This window comes from Rhodanobacter sp. DHG33, assembly GCF_014843005.1.
GTDB lineage: Bacteria > Pseudomonadota > Gammaproteobacteria > Xanthomonadales > Rhodanobacteraceae > Rhodanobacter_A.
On the sequence record NZ_JACYXM010000006.1, the window covers coordinates 318,006 to 333,969 of the forward strand.

Consider the following 15,964-nt stretch of genomic DNA (forward strand, 5'->3'; position numbering starts at 1 on the left):
TCAGAACGCGTCGCTGGTGCTGGCGACCAGTTGCTCCAGCTGGTCGCCGAGGCTGCCCAGTTCCAGGATCACGCGCTGCAGTTCGCCCTCATCGAGCAACTCGTAGGGCCGGTTCTCGCACAGGTGCAGGTAGGGCGCGCCGTCCAGGTCGGCGACGGCGAGAAAACCGCAGCGCTGTTCCCAATTGAAGCGCAGGCAGCGCTGCGCGTCCGCGCCCGCCAACGGGCCGATGGGCGTGGAAATGCGCAGATAGCGGTGGCCCGACTCCGCCTCCAGTTCGGCGAGATAGATGCCCTGATGGCGGCCATGGGGCAAGCTCAGGTCGAAGCTGATGAGATAGGGATCGTTCTGGCGCAGCCCGTGCAGGCCGCCCACATGGGAACGCACGGCTTCGAAGTGATGCATGGTCGCTCCCCCAAAGTCTGGTAGATGGCCCTGCTACTCTGACACGTCTGCCAGCCGGCTTGGTCAAGGCTCCGTTATCGCCATGCAAGACAGCCATTCGCGCGTCTACGCTGCCATTGCCGCGATCCCGCCCGGCCGCGTGGCCAGCTACGGCGCCATTGCCGCCCGGGCCGGCCTTCCGGGCCGTGCGCGGCTGGTCGGCAAATTGCTGGGCGAAGTGCCCGATGGCATGGAGCTGCCATGGTTCCGCGTGCTGCGCGCCTCGGGCGAAATCGCCTTGCCAAAAGGCAGCCGCGGCTTCCGCGAACAGGTGCAGCGGCTGCGCGCCGAGGGCGTGGAAGTGAAGAACGGACGCGTGGCGCTCTCCGCGTTCGGGCTGGACGCGAATCTGGATCGGGCCTTGTGGGGAATGCCCTGAAGGCATCGCCAGGCAGTCCACGCCGAAGAGACCTTCCGTGTTTGCCGCTGTGGGTCCGTTAATCAGCCGGAACACTCCATGAACCTCTGCGCCGGGGCGACGCATCGCGGGTCAACGTCGGCAAAGAGCCTGTCGTTGATCCTCTGGCGCGGACGCTACGCCGCATGCGGCATCCGGTGGCGCGCATCACTGCCGACTGTTGGGAGGTTCGTATGGAAAGGAAGATCGCAGGTCTTGTTGCGGGATTGATGGTCGCTGCCACGCTGGCCCCTGCCATGGCAAGCGCGCAGGTTTACGTGGTGCCGACACCCAGACCCCGTTTCGAGCGCATTCCGCCGCCGCGCCGCGGGATGCAGTGGCATCGCGGTTACTGGCGCTGGGGCTACGGTTCCTATGTGTGGGTGCCGGGTGCTTGGGCGCCGGTGGTCGTGGCGCCGGGTGCCTACTATCCGCAGCAGGTCGTGGTCGTGCAGCCGCCGCCGCCATCGCCGCCACCGCCGCGCGTGGAGCGCTTGTCTGCCGACGCGCTGTTTCCCTTCGATCGCGGTGGCGTGAACGACATCCGGCCGCAGGGCATCGCGGACATCCAGCAGATCGCCGTGCGCCTGAGGGCGCAGCCGTTCGACCATGTCGAGGTGGACGGCTATACCGACCGGCTTGGCGGGGCCGACTACAACCTCAACCTGTCGCAGCGTCGCGCCGATGCCGTGCGCGACGTGCTGATCTCGCAGGGCGTGCCGGCGGAAAAGATCCGCGCGGTGGGTTTCGGCAGCCAGAAGCCGCTCGTGCAGTGTTCGGGCGGAGATATGGAAAGCGCTGCGCTGATCCGTTGCCTGCAACCCAATCGGCGCGTGGAAATCGTCACCTATCTGGGCGGTTGATGGCCCGCGGCAAGTGCTGCAGGGACGCGCTTGTGTGCGCGAATGCTTTCGCTTCGTTCGAAGCTAAAGGCACTCGTACACAAGCGCGCTTCTGCAGGAGATGCGGTATCAGCGTGCGTCGAATTTGCGGATGAACTCGCGCACCTGCGGATAGACGATCTCGCGCCAGCGCCGGCCGCTGAAGATGCCGTAATGACCGGCGCCTTCGATCACGCGGTGCGCACGGCGCTTGGCTGGGATGCTGCTGCACAGATCGTGCGCGGCCTGGGTCTGGCCGAGGCCGGAGATGTCGTCCAGCTCGCCTTCCACGGTAAGCAGGGCGCTGGTCTTGATTGCCGATGGCGTCACGCGCTCGCCGTTCACGTCCCACAGCCCGCGCGGCAGCTGGAACTGCTGGAACACGGTGGCGATGGTGTCGAGGTAGAACTCCGCCGGCATGTCCAGCACGGCGTTGTATTCGTCGTAGAACTTGCGGTGCGACTGCGCGTCGTCCAGGTCGCCGCGCAGCAGGTTCTGGTAGAAGTCCCAGTGCGACTGCAGGTGACGGCCGGGGTTCATCGCGATGAAGCCGGCGTGCTGCAGGAAGCCGGGGTACACCTCGCGGCCGCGGCCGGGGTAGTTCGGCGGCACGGTGTGGATCACGTTGCCCTTGAACCACGACAGCGGCTGAGTGGTGGCGAGGTTGTTGACGCTGGTAGGGCTGCGCCGCGGATCGATCGGACCGCCCATCATGGTGAGGCTGTGCGGCACGGGCTCGCCGCGCGCGGCCATCAGCGACACCGCCGCCAGCACCGGCACGGTGGGCTGGCAGACCGAAATCACGTGCAGCGACTCGGCGCCGATGTGGCGGATGAAGCGCTCGACCAGCGCTACGTAATCGTCCAGCCCGAACGGACCGGCTTCCATCGGCACCATGCGCGCGTCGACCCAGTCGGTGATGTACACCTTGTGGTCGCGCAGCAGCGTGCGCACGGTGTCGCGCAGCAGCGTGGCGTGGTGGCCGGACAGCGGCGCCACCACCAGCACCACCGGGTCGTTCTTCATCGCCTCGATGGTGGCCGGGTCGTCGCTGAAACGCTTGAAGCGCTTGAGCTGGCAGAACGGCGTGTCCAGCGCCACGCGCTCGATCACCGCGATCTCGTGGCCGCGCGCCTCGATCTGGTGGATGCCGAAGGCGGGCTTCTCGTAGTCCTTGCCGAGGCGGTGGATCAGCTCGTAGCCCGCGGCCAGCCGCTGCGTGCCGGGCCAGGAGGCGAACGGGTTGTTCGCGTCGTTGAGCATCTGCGCGCTGGTGTCGGCGAAGTGGCTGAGCGGGCCGAGGAAGGCGCGTTGCCACTCGTGGATCTGATAGAGCATGAGGCGACCGGCGTTGGCGAAAACCGATCCATCTTAGCGCCGTTGCGGATTCTTGTGTTGCGTTGCCGCAAGCACGTTCCCCAGAACGATCAAGCGCTTGGCTTCAGTCCATGCGCCGCACTTCGGTGTCCGCGGCGAAATCGTGCAGTGCGCGGCGGCGTGGATCGAACAACGCCACGGCAAACCACAAGGCCCATGCGACGAACACCGCCCACACCGTGACGTGCAGTCCGAGCGTGGGTTCCAGCGCCAACAGCAGCATGGGTGCGGCGGCGACCAGCACGCGTACCACGGCCTGTTGCAGGCTGATCGTGCCGCCGTCGTCGCGGCTCACGCGGATGCGCCAGGGCCGCATGCCGACGGTTTGTCCACCGCGTCGCCACGAAACGGTGAAGTAGGCGGCCACCACCGCGCCCTGCAAGATCTGATACCAGAGCGGAGCCGCGGCATGCGTGCCGGCGGCGATCAGTTTTCCGCCGGTGGCGATCTGGCACACGAGGCCCACCACCATCACGATGGCCACCACGATCAGCAGGTCGTACACCAGCGCGACCAGGCGGCGCCACAAAGGGCAGGGTAGGTTGCTCATGCTTGCGCTCGCCGCGCACGACATCCAGCATCGCACGCATGAAGAAGGAAGATTCCCCCAGTATCGCCGATGCGGATGCCGCGAGCATCGAGGCTTTCATCGAGCGCGTTTGGTCGGAAGACGGGCTCGCCGACCGCACGCTGGAAGCCTATCGCCGCGATCTCGAGGCGCTGGCGCGCTGGCTGGCCGGTCGCGGCCGGTCGCTGCGCGATGCGCGACGCGAGGACATCTCCGCCTACCACGGCGCGCAACCCGCGGCGGTGCGCTCGATGGCGCGGCGGCAGTCGGCGTTCCGGCGCTACTACGCGTTCCGCGCTCGCGAAGTGCCGGGTTTCGAGGACCCCACGTTGCTGATCGAGCGCCCGCGCATGCCACGCAGCCTGCCCAAGGCCTTGGCCGAACGCGAGATCGAGGCGCTGCTCAACGCGCCGGATATCGACGGCATGCTGGGTCTGCGCGATCGCGCGATGCTGGAGCTGATGTATGCCTCGGGCCTACGCGTGTCCGAGCTGGTGGAGTTGCCGCTCGCCGCGCTGAATCCGCGGCAGGGCGTGCTGCGCATCACCGGCAAGGGCGGCAAGGATCGTCTGGTGCCGGTGGGCGAAGTGGCGCTGGGCTGGATCGAGAACTATCTCGCCAACGTGCGCCCCGCGCTCGCGAAAGGGCGCCAGCCTGCCGCGCTGTTCCTCAGCAAGCGCGGCGAAGGCATGACGCGGCAGATGTTCTGGACGCTGGTCAAGCGCCATGCGCTCAAGGTCGGCATCCAGTCCAAGCGTATTTCGCCGCACGTGCTCCGCCACTCCTTCGCCACCCACCTGCTCAACCACGGCGCCGACCTGCGCGCGCTGCAGATGCTGCTGGGCCACAGCGCGCTCAGCACCACGCAGATCTACACGCTGGTGGCGAAGGAAGGGCTGAAGCGCCTGCATGCGCAGCACCATCCGCGGGGGTGACGGTGCGTCACTGTGCGAGAATCGCGGCTGCAAGGCCGATTCCCCGCGGCCATCGAGGTGCAAGATGCTGAAGAAGTTGTTGCTGGCCGCGTGCGTCGGCGGATTCACCCTGACTGCCTGCGCGGCCGACAACTCCGCCGCTGCCGCGGCCAATGTTTCGGCAGCCGCCGGTCCGACCCTGGGCAGCGGCGTCGATGCGTCCGCGCTGCAGGTGGTGCAGCAGGCGCTCGACAGGCTGGCGCAGGGCGTGCAGGTGGACGTGGTGAACCGCGCACCGCTGCCGGGCTTCTACCAGGTGATCGCCTCGGGCCAGCTGGTCTACGTGAGCACCGACGGCAAATATCTGCTGAACGGCGACCTGGTCGACCTTGGTGCGAAGAGGAATCTCAACGACGTCGCCTGGGCGACGTTCCGCAAGACCGAGCTGGCCAAGCTGCCGGCGACCGCGCACATCGAATACGCGCCGGCCAATCCGAAATACCGCATCACCGTGTTCACCGACGTCACCTGCCCGTACTGCCGGGTGCTGCACGAACACATGGCCGAATTGAACAAGGCGGGCATTGCGGTGGATTACGTGGCGTGGCCGCGCTCGGGCGTGGAAGACGAGGCCGGGCGCCCCACGGAGACCTACAAGGCCATGGTCTCGGCCTGGTGTGCCGCCGACCCCAAGGCTGCGCTCAATGGAGCGTTCGCGGGGCGCGAGCCCAAGTCGGCCAGTTGCGCCAATCCGGTGCGGCAGGAGTTCGAACTGGGCGTGAAGTTGGGCGTCACGGGTACGCCGGCGATCTTTACCGCCAGCGGGCGCATGATCGGCGGCTATCTCACTCCGCCGCAGTTGCTGCAGGTGTTGCAGAAGGATTGAGTGGGGGCTTTCGCAAGGAACAAAGCGGTTTCGGGCTGCGGCCCGCAATCGCTCTGTAATTTGCGGCAAGCGCCCCCATTAACAGGTACCAGCGGGCAAACCAAGCTCCAGTTCCCCGCCCATACAGTCCCAACGATCGCCCACCAGCTTATGCCGTACTGCAGCATCAGCTAGAATGCGCGTTTCCACTCGCATAGCTCCGTTCCCCGCATGATCGCACTCGACGGGCAGAGCGCCCTTTCGTCCTTCCGCCTCGAACGTCTCAACGCCCGCCTCGATGTGCTGCATCGCGGGGCGCGCGTGCAGGCTGCCTGGTTCGTGTATTTCCTCGATGCCGCCGCCGCGCCGGAGGGCGCGCTGCGCCAACGCCTGCTGGAAGTGCTGGAAGCCAAGGACGCCGCTCCCGCATCGGCCACGCTGTGGGTGGTGCCTCGACTGGGCACGATCTCGCCGTGGTCGAGCAAGGCCACCGACATCCTGCACGGCGCCGGCTTCGACCTGCGCCGGGTGGAGCGCGGCACGGCGTGGCAGCTCGCCGGCATGCCTGCAGCGGGTACGCCTGCCTATGAAGCGGTGCTCGGCCTCCTGCACGATGCGATGACGCAATCGGTGCTGGCTTCGCTGGATGCGGCGCAAGGCCTGTTCCTCGGCGGTCAGCCGGGCGACCTGGTGCACATCGTTCTGGGCGGGGACGCCAAGGCCGCGCTTTCCCAGGCGAACAAGGAGCTGGGCCTGGCACTGGCCGAAGACGAGATCGACTATCTCGCCGAGCGTTACGCCGAGCTGGGCCGCGATCCTACCGACGCCGAGCTTTTCATGTTCGCGCAGGCGAACTCCGAGCACTGCCGCCACAAGGTGTTCAACGCCAGCTGGACGGTGGATGGGCAGGAACAGGACAAGAGCCTGTTCGCGATGATCAAGAACACGCACCAGCATTCGCCTGCCTACACGCTGTCCGCTTACAAGGACAACGCGGCGGTGATCGAGGGCAGCGTGGGCAAGCGCTTCTTCGCCGGCGAAAACGGCGTGTGGCGGGCGCGCGAGGAACGCATCGACTTCGCGATCAAGGTCGAGACGCACAATCATCCCACCGCCATCGCGCCGTGGCCGGGCGCCGCGACGGGCGCGGGTGGCGAGATCCGCGATGAAGGCGCGACCGGCCGCGGTGCCAAGCCGAAGGCCGGGCTCACCGGTTTCTCGGTGTCCGACCTGCGCATCCCCGGCCGTTCGCAGCCATGGGAGGTGGATCGTCCCTTGCCGCCGCGCATGGCCAGCGCGTTCGAAATCATGCGCGACGGCCCGCTGGGTGCCGCCGCGTTCAACAACGAATTCGGTCGCCCCTGCCTCGGCGGCTATTTTCGCACCTATGAGCACGAGACCGGCGAAGCCGGCGTGCGCCGCGGTTACGACAAGCCCATCATGCTGGCCGGCGGCCTCGCCAACATCCGCAGCGCGGACGTGCAGAAGCACGAGATCCAGCCCGGCCACGCGGTGATCGTGTTGGGCGGCCCGGCGATGCTGATCGGCCTTGGCGGCGGTGCGGCGTCCTCGGTGGCTTCCGGCGCATCGAGCGCGGAGCTGGATTTCGCCTCCGTGCAGCGCGACAACGCCGAGATGGAGCGCCGTTGCCAGCAGGTGATCGACGCCTGCTGGGCGCGCGGCAGCAACAATCCCATCGTCAGCATCCACGACGTGGGCGCGGGCGGTTTGTCCAACGCGATTCCCGAGCTGCTCAACGACGCCGGCGTGGGCGGCGAGATCGATCTCTCGAAAGTGCCTTGCGACGATCCTTCGCTGTCGCCGATGCAGGTGTGGAGCAACGAATCGCAGGAACGCTACGTGCTCGGCATCGCGCAGGAAAACCTGCCCGAGTTCGAGGCGTACTGCGTGCGCGAGCGTTGTCCCTACGCCGTGGTCGGCACGGCCACGGAAGCGCGCGTGCTGCGCGTCACCGATCCGCGCCGCGACCTTGCCGTGATCGACCTGCCGATGGACGTGCTGTTCGGCAAGCCGCCGCGCATGCATCGCGATGCCAAGCGCATCAAGCCGCGCGTGGACCTGGTGCCCGACCTCACCGGCATCGGCATGGACGAAGCGCTGCTGCGCGTGCTGCGCCTGCCCACCGTGGGCAGCAAGAGCTTCCTGATCAATATCGGCGACCGCACCGTGGGCGGCCTCAATCACCGCGATCCGATGGTGGGTCCGTGGCAGGTGCCGGTGGCCGACTGCGCAGTGATGATGGCCGATTTCGACGGCTACCGCGGCGAAGCGATGGCGATGGCCGAGCGTGCCCCGGTGGCATTGCTCGGCAGCGCCGACGCCGCGCGGCTGGCCGTGGGCGAGGCGATCACCAATCTCGCCGCGGCACCGATTGCCTCGCTGGGCGAGATCCGCCTGTCGGCGAACTGGATGGCCGCGGTGAACCACCCGGGCGAGGATGCCGCGCTGTTCGACGCGGTGAAGGCCGTGGGCATGGAACTGTGCCCGCAGTTGGACATCTCCATTCCGGTGGGCAAGGACTCGCTCTCCATGCAGACCGTGTGGAAGGACGGCGACACGCCGCAGCGCACGGTGTCGCCGGTATCGCTGGTGATCACCGGCTTCGCGCGCGTGGACGACGTGCGCCGCACGCTCACGCCGCAACTCAAGCTCGACCGTGGTGACACCGACCTGTGGCTGCTGGACCTCGGCGCGGGCCGCGACCGTCTCGGTGCGTCCGCGCTGACCCAGGTGTTCAACCGCAGCGGCGGCGTGCCGCCGGACCTGGACGACGCCAAGCGCCTCAAGGCGCTGTTCGATCTGGTGCAGGAGGCGAATCGCGGCGGCCTGTTGCTGGCCTACCACGACCGCTCCGACGGTGGCGTCATCGTCACCTTGCTGGAGATGGCCTTCGCCGGCCACTGCGGCCTGGAAATCCAGCTCGACGGCTGGGCCGATGCCGCGTTGCGCACGCTGTTCAACGAGGAGCTGGGTGCGGTGCTGCAGGTGGCCAAGGCGAACCGCGAGGCCTTCGAGGCATTGCTGGTGAAGCACGACCTCGCCGGCATGGGCTATCGCATCGGCCGCCCCAAGGAAAAGCTGGGCATCAAGCTTTTCTCGGGTGGCGAGACATTGTTCAAGTGGAACTGGGGCACGCTGTACCGCGCATGGAACGAAACCAGCCATGCCATGCAGCAGCTGCGCGACAACCCGGCCAGCGCCGACGCCGAGCTGGAATGGCGGCTGGACGACGCCGACCCGGGCATCAGCCCTAAGCTCACGTTCGACCCGGCCGAGGATATCGCCGCGCCGCTGATCCACGCGGCGATCGCCGGTGGCGCCAAGCCGCGCGTGGCGATCCTGCGCGAGCAGGGCGTCAACGGCCAGGTGGAAATGGCCGCCGCGTTCACCCGCGCGGGCTTCGAGGCAGTGGACGTGCACATGTCCGACCTCGCCAGCGGCCGCATCAAGCTCGCCGATTTCCGCGGTTTCGCCGCGTGCGGCGGCTTCTCCTACGGCGACGTGCTGGGCGCGGGCCGCGGCTGGGCCACCTCCATCCTCTACAACGATTACCTGCGCGCCGAATTCACGGCGTTCTTCGCCGATCCCACGAAGTTTGCGCTGGGCGTGTGCAACGGCTGCCAGATGCTGAGCCAGCTCAAGGAAATCATCCCCGGTGCGCAGCACTGGCCGAAGTTCCTGCGCAACGCCTCCGAACAGTACGAGGCGCGCGTGGCCACGCTGGAGTTGCTGGATTCGCCCAGCCTGTTCTTCAAGGGCATGGTCGGGTCGCGCATCCCGGTGGCGGTGGCGCACGGCGAAGGCCGCGTGCATTTCCCCAGCGTGTGCAGCCCGTCCAAGGCACAGGCCGCGGTGCGCTTCGTGGACAACCGCGGCAAGCCCACCGAGCACTTCCCGCTCAACCCCAACGGCTCGCCCGGCGGATTGGCCGGCTTCACCGCCGCCGACGGCCGCGTGACCATCCTGATGCCGCATCCGGAACGCGTGTTCCGCAGCGTGCAGATGAGCTGGCATCCGGAGTCCTGGGGCGAGGATTCGCCCTGGATGCGCATGTTCCGCAACGCGCGGGTATGGTGCGGCTGAGCACAGCCGCGTCAGGGCGCCGGTGGCTGATCTGGCTGCTGGCGTTCGCTTGGTTGCTGTTGCTGGCCTGTCTGCCTTGGTGGCTGGATCTGCCGCTGCTGCTGGCCTGTGCATTGGCGCTGCTGTGGCGCATGGGACCGCTGCAGGGACGAGCCCGATGGTTGCGGCGTGGCCTGCGCTGGGGATTGCCGGGCCTGCTGCTCGCGATACTGCGCGCATTCGGTGCCGATCCGCTGGCATGGCTAGTGACTTTGCTGGCGGCGCTGGCAGGTTTTTCGCTGCTGATGCTGCTGGAAAATTGGCTGGATCGCGGCCGCGTGCGCGAACCCTCTCCCTCGGCCACGGGCGAATGGTCCGAACTGGCGATGGCGCCGATCGGGCCGGCGGCCGCGATCATCGAACTGCAGCTGCCGCACTGGCGCCTATTGGAAGAGGGGCTGATCGATCCGCTGGGCGGTGAGCTCCGCTGGCACGACGGTGCGTTGCAGCTGGCGGATGGCAACCGGATCGACGGCGTCGAGCCACGCTGCGACTTCGCCGCCGACGGCCGTTGGCTGGTGTTGTCGCTGGCGGCCCCGCGTGGTCTTCTGCTGTTGGATCGGCGGCAGGATCGCCGGCATCGCCTGCGCGGCTGGCAGCTGGCCGGTTGGTACGAAGGCCAGCCATGGCTGAGCCGAGACATGGAGCATGCGCCACTGGCCATCGCTCACGTGCTGGGGCACGACGAAGCCGATTGAACGCGATTCTTTCTGCGCGTCCCGCAAGTTTCCGCTTCCGCCCGACTGCATCTTTAAATCATCGACCCGCGCGGCTATCGCGCATCGGGCGCATCGCGCATACTTGCCGCCATCTCGCGCTTCCCGTTTCCCCAGCGGCATGCCCAAGCTCAGCGTCATCGTCGTCTCTGCCGACAGCGGCCCAGGTCTGCGCGATTGCGTGCGCCGGGTGCTGTCCTGTACCACGTCGCTGGAACTGCTGTTGATCGACAACGCGTCGGGCGACGGCGTGCCGCAGGCGGTGGCGCGCGCGCATGACCACGACTCGCGCTTCCGGTTGATCCAGAACCGTACCAACCTCGGTTTCGGTCCGGCGGTGAACCGTGCGGCGGCACAGGCCACGGGCGACATCCTGCTTGTGCTCAATCCCGATTGCCTGCTCGACCAGGCCAGCCTGGATCGCCTGCTTGCCGTGTTCGCGCGCGAAAAACAGGTCGGTCTGCTCGGTGCCGTGGTCTGCGATGAGCAGGGCGTGCCGGACCCTGCCGCGTACCGGCGCGATCCGCTGTTGCGCCGCGCACTGGCCAGCCTGTTGGGCGGCAAGGGCGAGCGCGTCGAGATGGGAGGTGCGATGCCGGACCATCTCGTCGAGGCCGAAGCGGTATCCGGCGCGTTGATGCTGCTGCCGCGCCACTTGTTCGAGCGGCTGAATGGTTTCGACGAAGGCTATTTCCTGCACTGCGAAGACCTGGACCTGTGCCGCCGCGTACGCGACGCCGGCTGGCGCGTGCTGCTGGCCGGCGACGTGCGCGTGCTGCACGGCAAGGGTGGTTCCAGCCGGCATCGTCCGGTGTTCGTGAGTCGCCACAAGCATCGCGGCATGTGGCGCTGGTTCCGCAAGTTCGATCCCGCCGCACGCAATCCGCTCGTGGCGGCGGCGGTGTGGCTCGGTATCTGGGGGCACTTCCTTTTGAAGGTTCCTGGCCAGTGGGTGGGCAGCATGAAAAGAAAAAACGCAGCGGGATAGGCGGCCAGGAGCCGTCATGGCTATTGGTGTTTTCCCTCGTGCCTCCCCACCCGTGTACTTTTCTTCCATGACCTCCCGCAGCGGCACACTTCCCACGCTCGGCCTGCTGGCGATGACCGCCGTATGGGGCTCCACCTTCGTGCTGATCAAGGACGTGGTGGCGCGCATGCCGGTGGCGGATTTCCTGGCCGTGCGTTTCGCCGTCGCCGCGCTGGCGATGCTGGTGCTGTTTCCGCGCCACGTCTGGAGGCTGGGACGCGCCGGTATCGCACGTGGGCTTGCCTTGGGTGCGATCTACGGTTGCGGCCAGCTGTTGCAGACCTGGGGCCTGGCGCTGATCTCGCCCAGCGTCAGCGGTTTCGTCACCGGTATGTACGTGGTGTTCACGCCCATGCTCGCGACGCTGCTGCTCGGCCAGCGCATGGCCGGCGTGGTGTGGTTCGCGGTGGGGTTGGCTACCGTCGGCCTCGCCTTGCTCTCGCTCAATGGTCTGTCGGTGGATGCCGGGGTCTGGCTCACGCTGGGTTCGGCGTTGCTGTACGCCTTGCACATCGTGCTGCTCGGGCAGTGGTCGCGCCCGGGCGACGCCTTCGGCCTGTCGGCGGTGCAGATGGTGGCCATTGCGCTGGTGTGCCTGTTCGCCACGTTGCCGCACGGCGGCCCCATGCCGCCGCCGGATCGCGCGGCATGGCTGGCGGTGCTCTACATGGCGCTGATCGCCGGCGCCGGCGCGATGCTGATGCAGACCTGGGCGCAGGCGCACCTGCCGGCCACCCGTGCCGCCATCGTGATGACCACCGAGCCGGTGTTCGCCGCCGCCTTCGCCGTGGCCCTGGGCAGCGATGTGCTGACCTGGCGCATGCTCGTCGGCGGCGCGCTGGTGCTGGGGGCGATGTACCTGGTGGAACTGGTGCCGCGCCGCACGGCGGCGCTGGGCGCGGAGGCGGCGCATCACGAGGTGTGAGGCGGTTTTGCGCCGGTACGTACCGGACAGAGGGAGACCAACCGGCAACCTGCGATAATGCCGCGATGACTTCCCTTGCATTCGATGTAACAGCCACCGATGGCGCGGCCCGCCGTGGCCGTCTTTCCTTCCCGCGCGGCACGGTGGAGACGCCGGCCTTCATGCCGGTGGGCACCTATGGTTCGGTGAAGGCGATGACCCCGCGCGATGTGCGCGAGACAGGCGCCGAGATCATCCTGGGCAACACCTTCCATCTGTACCTGCGGCCCGGCCTGGAGATCGTGGAGAGGTTCGGCGGCCTGCATCGCTTCATCGGCTGGGACAAGCCCATCCTCACCGACTCCGGCGGCTTCCAGGTGTTTTCGCTGGCGCACCGGCGCAAGCTCACCGAGGAGGGCGTGACCTTCGCCTCGCCGGTGGACGGTTCCAAGGTGTTCCTGTCGCCGGAAGTGTCGATGCGGATCCAGCACACGCTGGACTCGGACATCGCGATGATCTTCGACGAGTGCACGCCGTACCCGGCGACGGAGAAGGTGGCATCCGACTCGATGGAGCTGAGCCTGCGCTGGGCCGAGCGTTCGCGCCGTGCCTTCGACGACCTGCGCAACCCCAACAACCTGTTCGGCATCGTGCAGGGCAGCGTGTACGAGCCGCTGCGCCGGCGTTCGGCGGAACGGCTGGTGGAGATCGGCTTCGACGGCTACGCGGTGGGCGGCCTCGCCGTGGGCGAGCCGGAAGAAGCGCGCAACCACACGCTGGATTTCACCGTGGACCTGCTGCCCAAGGACAAGCCGCGCTACCTGATGGGCGTGGGCCGGCCCGAGGACATCGTGGCGGCGGTATGCCGCGGTATCGACATGTTCGACTGCGTGATGCCCACCCGCAACGCGCGCAACGGCTTCCTGTTCACCGGCGAAGGCACGCTGCGCATCCGCAACGCGAAGTACGCGGACGACACCCGGGTGATCGAGGAAGGTTGCGACTGCCACGCGTGCGCCAACGGCTTCAGCCGCGCCTATCTGCGCCACCTCGACCGTTGCAACGAGATCCTCGGCAGTCAGCTCGCCACCATGCACAACCTGCGCCACTACCAGCGGCTGATGGCGGGATTGCGCGAGGCGATCGCGGCGGGGCAGCTGGCCGATTTCGTGGCGGCCTTCCACGCGCGGCGGCAGGGCGCGAAAGCCGAGGCCTGATGCGGCTGCCGCCGCTGCGGCGTCCCTTGAGACCCCGGCTTCGCCTGAATCCGGGAAATCGCGCACAGGATGCCTCCCCGGGAGGCCCTGGGGGCGCCGTGCGGCAGCCGGTAACGCATGGCATAATCAGCGATCTTTTATCGGGCGTTCAGCGGAAATTCCTGCTGGCGCCACAACTTGCGAGACGAGCCGAATGAGTCTACCGATGTCTTTCACGCTGGCCCAGGCGGCCCCGGGCGCCGCGGGTGGCGGCCTGTCCATGATCATCATGATGGTGGTGCTGTTCGGCCTGATGTATTTCATGATGATCCGCCCGCAGATGAAGCGGCAGAAGGAGCATCGCACGATGGTCTCCGCCCTGGCCAAGGGCGACGAGGTGGTGAGCAACGGCGGCCTTGCCGGCCGCGTGGATGAAGTGGGCGAAACCTTCATCACCATCGAGATCGCGCCGAACGTGAAGGTGAAGCTGCAGAAGGGCGCGGTGTCGCAGGTGCTGCCCAAGGGCTCGCTGAAATCCGCCTGAGCCGGTTCCACCGGTACGGGCATTCCATGAATCGATGACGGGCGGCCACGGACGGTCGGCTGGCTGACGTTTGCAACACGGATGGCTGCAAAGGATTACCGATGAGCGATTTTCCCCGCTGGAAGTATGCGCTGGTCGTGCTGGCGATGCTGTTCGGCATCGTCTATGCGCTGCCCAATGCTTTTCGGCCGCTGCAGGCGGTGCAGGTCACTGCCAGCCAAGAGGGTGCCGCACCAGCCGACGACGCGCTGCGCCAGAAGGTGGCCGATGCGTTGGCCAAGAGCCATGTGGCAGCGAAGACCGTGGAGGTGCAGGGCGACCATCTGCTCGCCACCTTCGCCAATGCTGACGACCAGAAGAGCGGCGCCGACGCGATCGGTGCCCTGCTCGGCGATAGCTATACGGTGGCGTTCAAACTGGAACCCACGGTACCGAACTGGCTGGCCGCCATCCACGCGAACTCCATGCCGCTGGGCCTGGATCTGCAGGGCGGCGTGCACTTCCTGATGCAGGTGGACCAGAGCGGCGTGCTCGACAAGCTGGAGAACAGCTATGCCGACGACATCCGCAGCCAGCTGCGCGACAAGAACGTCCGCTACGAATCGGTGACTCGCAGCACCGTACCCGGGCAGGGCATCGTGGTGGTGCTGCGCTCAGACGCCGACCGCTCCAGCGCGGCGGACATGATCGCCGGCAACTCGCCCGACCTCGCGGTGACCGACGGCCCCAGCACCGGCGACCGTTTCGTGCTGTATGCCGCGATCAAGCCGACCAAGCTGCGCGACCTCTCGCTGGGCACGATTAAGCAGAACCTCGCCACGCTGCGCAATCGCATCAATGCGCTGGGCGTGTCCGAGCCGCTGATCCAGCAGCAGGGCGACGACCACATCGTGGTCGAGCTGGCCGGCGTGCAGGATCCGGCGGGGGCGAAGAAGCTGATCGGCGCCACCGCTACGCTGGAATACCGCCCTGGTATCGGTTTCCCGGGCGATGCGCGTGCGGTGGAAGCTGCCCAGAGCGGCAGCATCCCGCCGGATGCCAATCTCTACTACACCAGCAACGGGAATGCGCCCGTGCTGGTCGGCAAACGCGCAATCGTCACCGGCGACCAGCTGGTGGACGCCAGTTCCGGCGTCGATCAGCAGAACGGCACGCCTTCGGTGAACGTGACGCTGAACGCCTCCGGCGCGGCGAAGATGCAGGAGTTCACCAACAACAACGTCGGCAAGCCGATGGCGGTGCTGCTCATCAACACCGAATACGAAACCAGCACGGTGAACGGCAAGGAAGTACGCACGCCCAAGACCATCATCAAGGTGATTAACGACGCCACGATCCAGAGCCCGTTCGGCAAGGAATTCTCCACCAACGGCCTGGGCAGCCCCAAGGAGGCTTCCGACCTGGCGCTGCTGCTGAAGAGTGGTGCGCTGGCCGCGCCGATGGACATCGTCGAGCAGTACGTGATCGGCCCCAGCCTCGGCCAGGAAAACATCAAGAGGGGCTTCGAAGCGGTGATGCTTGGCCTCGCGCTGGTGCTACTGGCGGCAGCGATCTACTACAAGCTGTTCGGCCTCGTTGCCGACATCGCGCTGTTCTTCAACCTGTTGATCCTGGTGGCGGTGATGTCGCTGATCGGCGTCACGCTCACCATGCCGGGCATCGCGGGCATCGTGCTGACCTTGGGCATGGCGATCGACGCCAACGTGCTGATCTGCGAACGCGTGCGCGAGGAACTGCGCAACGGCTCCACGCCGCATGCGGCGATCCATGCAGGTTACGACAAGGCCTGGGCCACGATTCTCGACGCCAACGTCACCCACCTGATCGCCGCACTGGCGCTGATGACGATGGGTACCGGCGCGATCCGCGGCTTCGGCGTCACGCTGGGTATCGGTATCCTGACCTCGATGTTCACCTCGGTGGTGATGACGCACGCATTCACCGCGCTGATTCACGGCCGCCGCAAGCTCAAGACCCTGTCGGTCTAA

At 67.1% G+C, this 15,964-nt stretch carries 14 protein-coding genes; 11 read left to right on the forward strand and 3 right to left on the reverse strand.

Annotation, left to right across the window (positions count from 1 at the left end):
- Window positions 1-405: a hypothetical protein gene (locus IHE46_RS13000; RefSeq protein ID WP_192165061.1), complete on the reverse strand. Its 405-nt coding sequence runs from the start codon at window positions 403-405 to the stop codon at window positions 1-3.
- Between the two features lie 82 nt (window positions 406-487).
- Here IHE46_RS13000 and IHE46_RS13005 point away from each other — a divergent pair, with 82 nt between their 5' ends.
- Both IHE46_RS13005 and IHE46_RS13010 read left to right on the forward strand, forming a co-directional pair.
- Window positions 488-823, forward strand: a complete 336-nt coding sequence (locus IHE46_RS13005; protein ID WP_192165062.1) for an MGMT family protein — start codon at window positions 488-490, stop codon at window positions 821-823.
- 212 nt (window positions 824-1,035) lie between these two features.
- Entirely contained in the window at window positions 1,036-1,704 is a 669-nt protein-coding gene (locus IHE46_RS13010) for an OmpA family protein (RefSeq protein WP_192165063.1), read from the forward strand.
- 108 nt (window positions 1,705-1,812) lie between these two features.
- Here the strand turns inward: IHE46_RS13010 and phaZ are convergent, their stop codons facing one another.
- Window positions 1,813-3,060: a polyhydroxyalkanoate depolymerase gene (gene phaZ, locus IHE46_RS13015; protein ID WP_192165064.1), complete on the reverse strand. Its 1,248-nt coding sequence runs from the start codon at window positions 3,058-3,060 to the stop codon at window positions 1,813-1,815.
- A 103-nt stretch (window positions 3,061-3,163) separates the two neighbouring features.
- On the reverse strand, window positions 3,164-3,649 hold the full coding sequence (locus IHE46_RS13020; RefSeq protein ID WP_225563039.1) for an RDD family protein: 486 nt from the start codon (window positions 3,647-3,649) through the stop codon (window positions 3,164-3,166).
- Window positions 3,650-3,687: 38 nt separating this feature from the next.
- Between IHE46_RS13020 and xerD the strand changes: the two genes are divergently transcribed.
- The 9 genes from xerD to secD all read left to right on the forward strand — a co-directional run bounded on the left by xerD (window position 3,688) and on the right by secD (window position 15,964).
- Complete coding sequence (gene xerD / locus IHE46_RS13025) at window positions 3,688-4,602, forward strand: site-specific tyrosine recombinase XerD (RefSeq protein ID WP_192165066.1); 915 nt, start codon at window positions 3,688-3,690, stop codon at window positions 4,600-4,602.
- Window positions 4,603-4,666: 64 nt separating this feature from the next.
- The gene (locus IHE46_RS13030; RefSeq protein WP_192165067.1) at window positions 4,667-5,467 is read left to right on the forward strand and encodes a DsbC family protein; all 801 of its coding nucleotides are present in this window, start codon (window positions 4,667-4,669) and stop codon (window positions 5,465-5,467) included.
- Window positions 5,468-5,677: 210 nt separating this feature from the next.
- Window positions 5,678-9,550: a phosphoribosylformylglycinamidine synthase gene (gene purL / locus IHE46_RS13035; protein WP_192165068.1), complete on the forward strand. Its 3,873-nt coding sequence runs from the start codon at window positions 5,678-5,680 to the stop codon at window positions 9,548-9,550.
- Complete coding sequence (locus tag IHE46_RS13040) at window positions 9,538-10,287, forward strand: hypothetical protein (protein WP_192165069.1); 750 nt, start codon at window positions 9,538-9,540, stop codon at window positions 10,285-10,287. The genes purL and IHE46_RS13040 overlap by 13 nt, the downstream gene beginning before the upstream one ends.
- Before the next feature lie 139 nt (window positions 10,288-10,426).
- The gene (locus tag IHE46_RS13045) at window positions 10,427-11,293 is read left to right on the forward strand and encodes a glycosyltransferase family 2 protein (RefSeq protein ID WP_192165070.1); all 867 of its coding nucleotides are present in this window, start codon (window positions 10,427-10,429) and stop codon (window positions 11,291-11,293) included.
- Window positions 11,294-11,360: 67 nt separating this feature from the next.
- Window positions 11,361-12,257 (forward strand): DMT family transporter, encoded by an 897-nt coding sequence (locus IHE46_RS13050; protein WP_192165071.1) that lies wholly within the window; start codon window positions 11,361-11,363, stop codon window positions 12,255-12,257.
- Window positions 12,258-12,322: 65 nt separating this feature from the next.
- Complete coding sequence (gene tgt, locus IHE46_RS13055; protein WP_192165072.1) at window positions 12,323-13,453, forward strand: tRNA guanosine(34) transglycosylase Tgt; 1,131 nt, start codon at window positions 12,323-12,325, stop codon at window positions 13,451-13,453.
- Between the two features lie 193 nt (window positions 13,454-13,646).
- Complete coding sequence (gene yajC, locus IHE46_RS13060) at window positions 13,647-13,976, forward strand: preprotein translocase subunit YajC (protein ID WP_192165073.1); 330 nt, start codon at window positions 13,647-13,649, stop codon at window positions 13,974-13,976.
- A gap of 101 nt (window positions 13,977-14,077) precedes the next feature.
- Window positions 14,078-15,964 carry a protein translocase subunit SecD gene (secD, locus tag IHE46_RS13065; RefSeq protein WP_192165074.1) on the forward strand — a complete coding sequence of 629 codons (1,887 nt, stop codon included), beginning with the start codon at window positions 14,078-14,080 and terminating at the stop codon, window positions 15,962-15,964.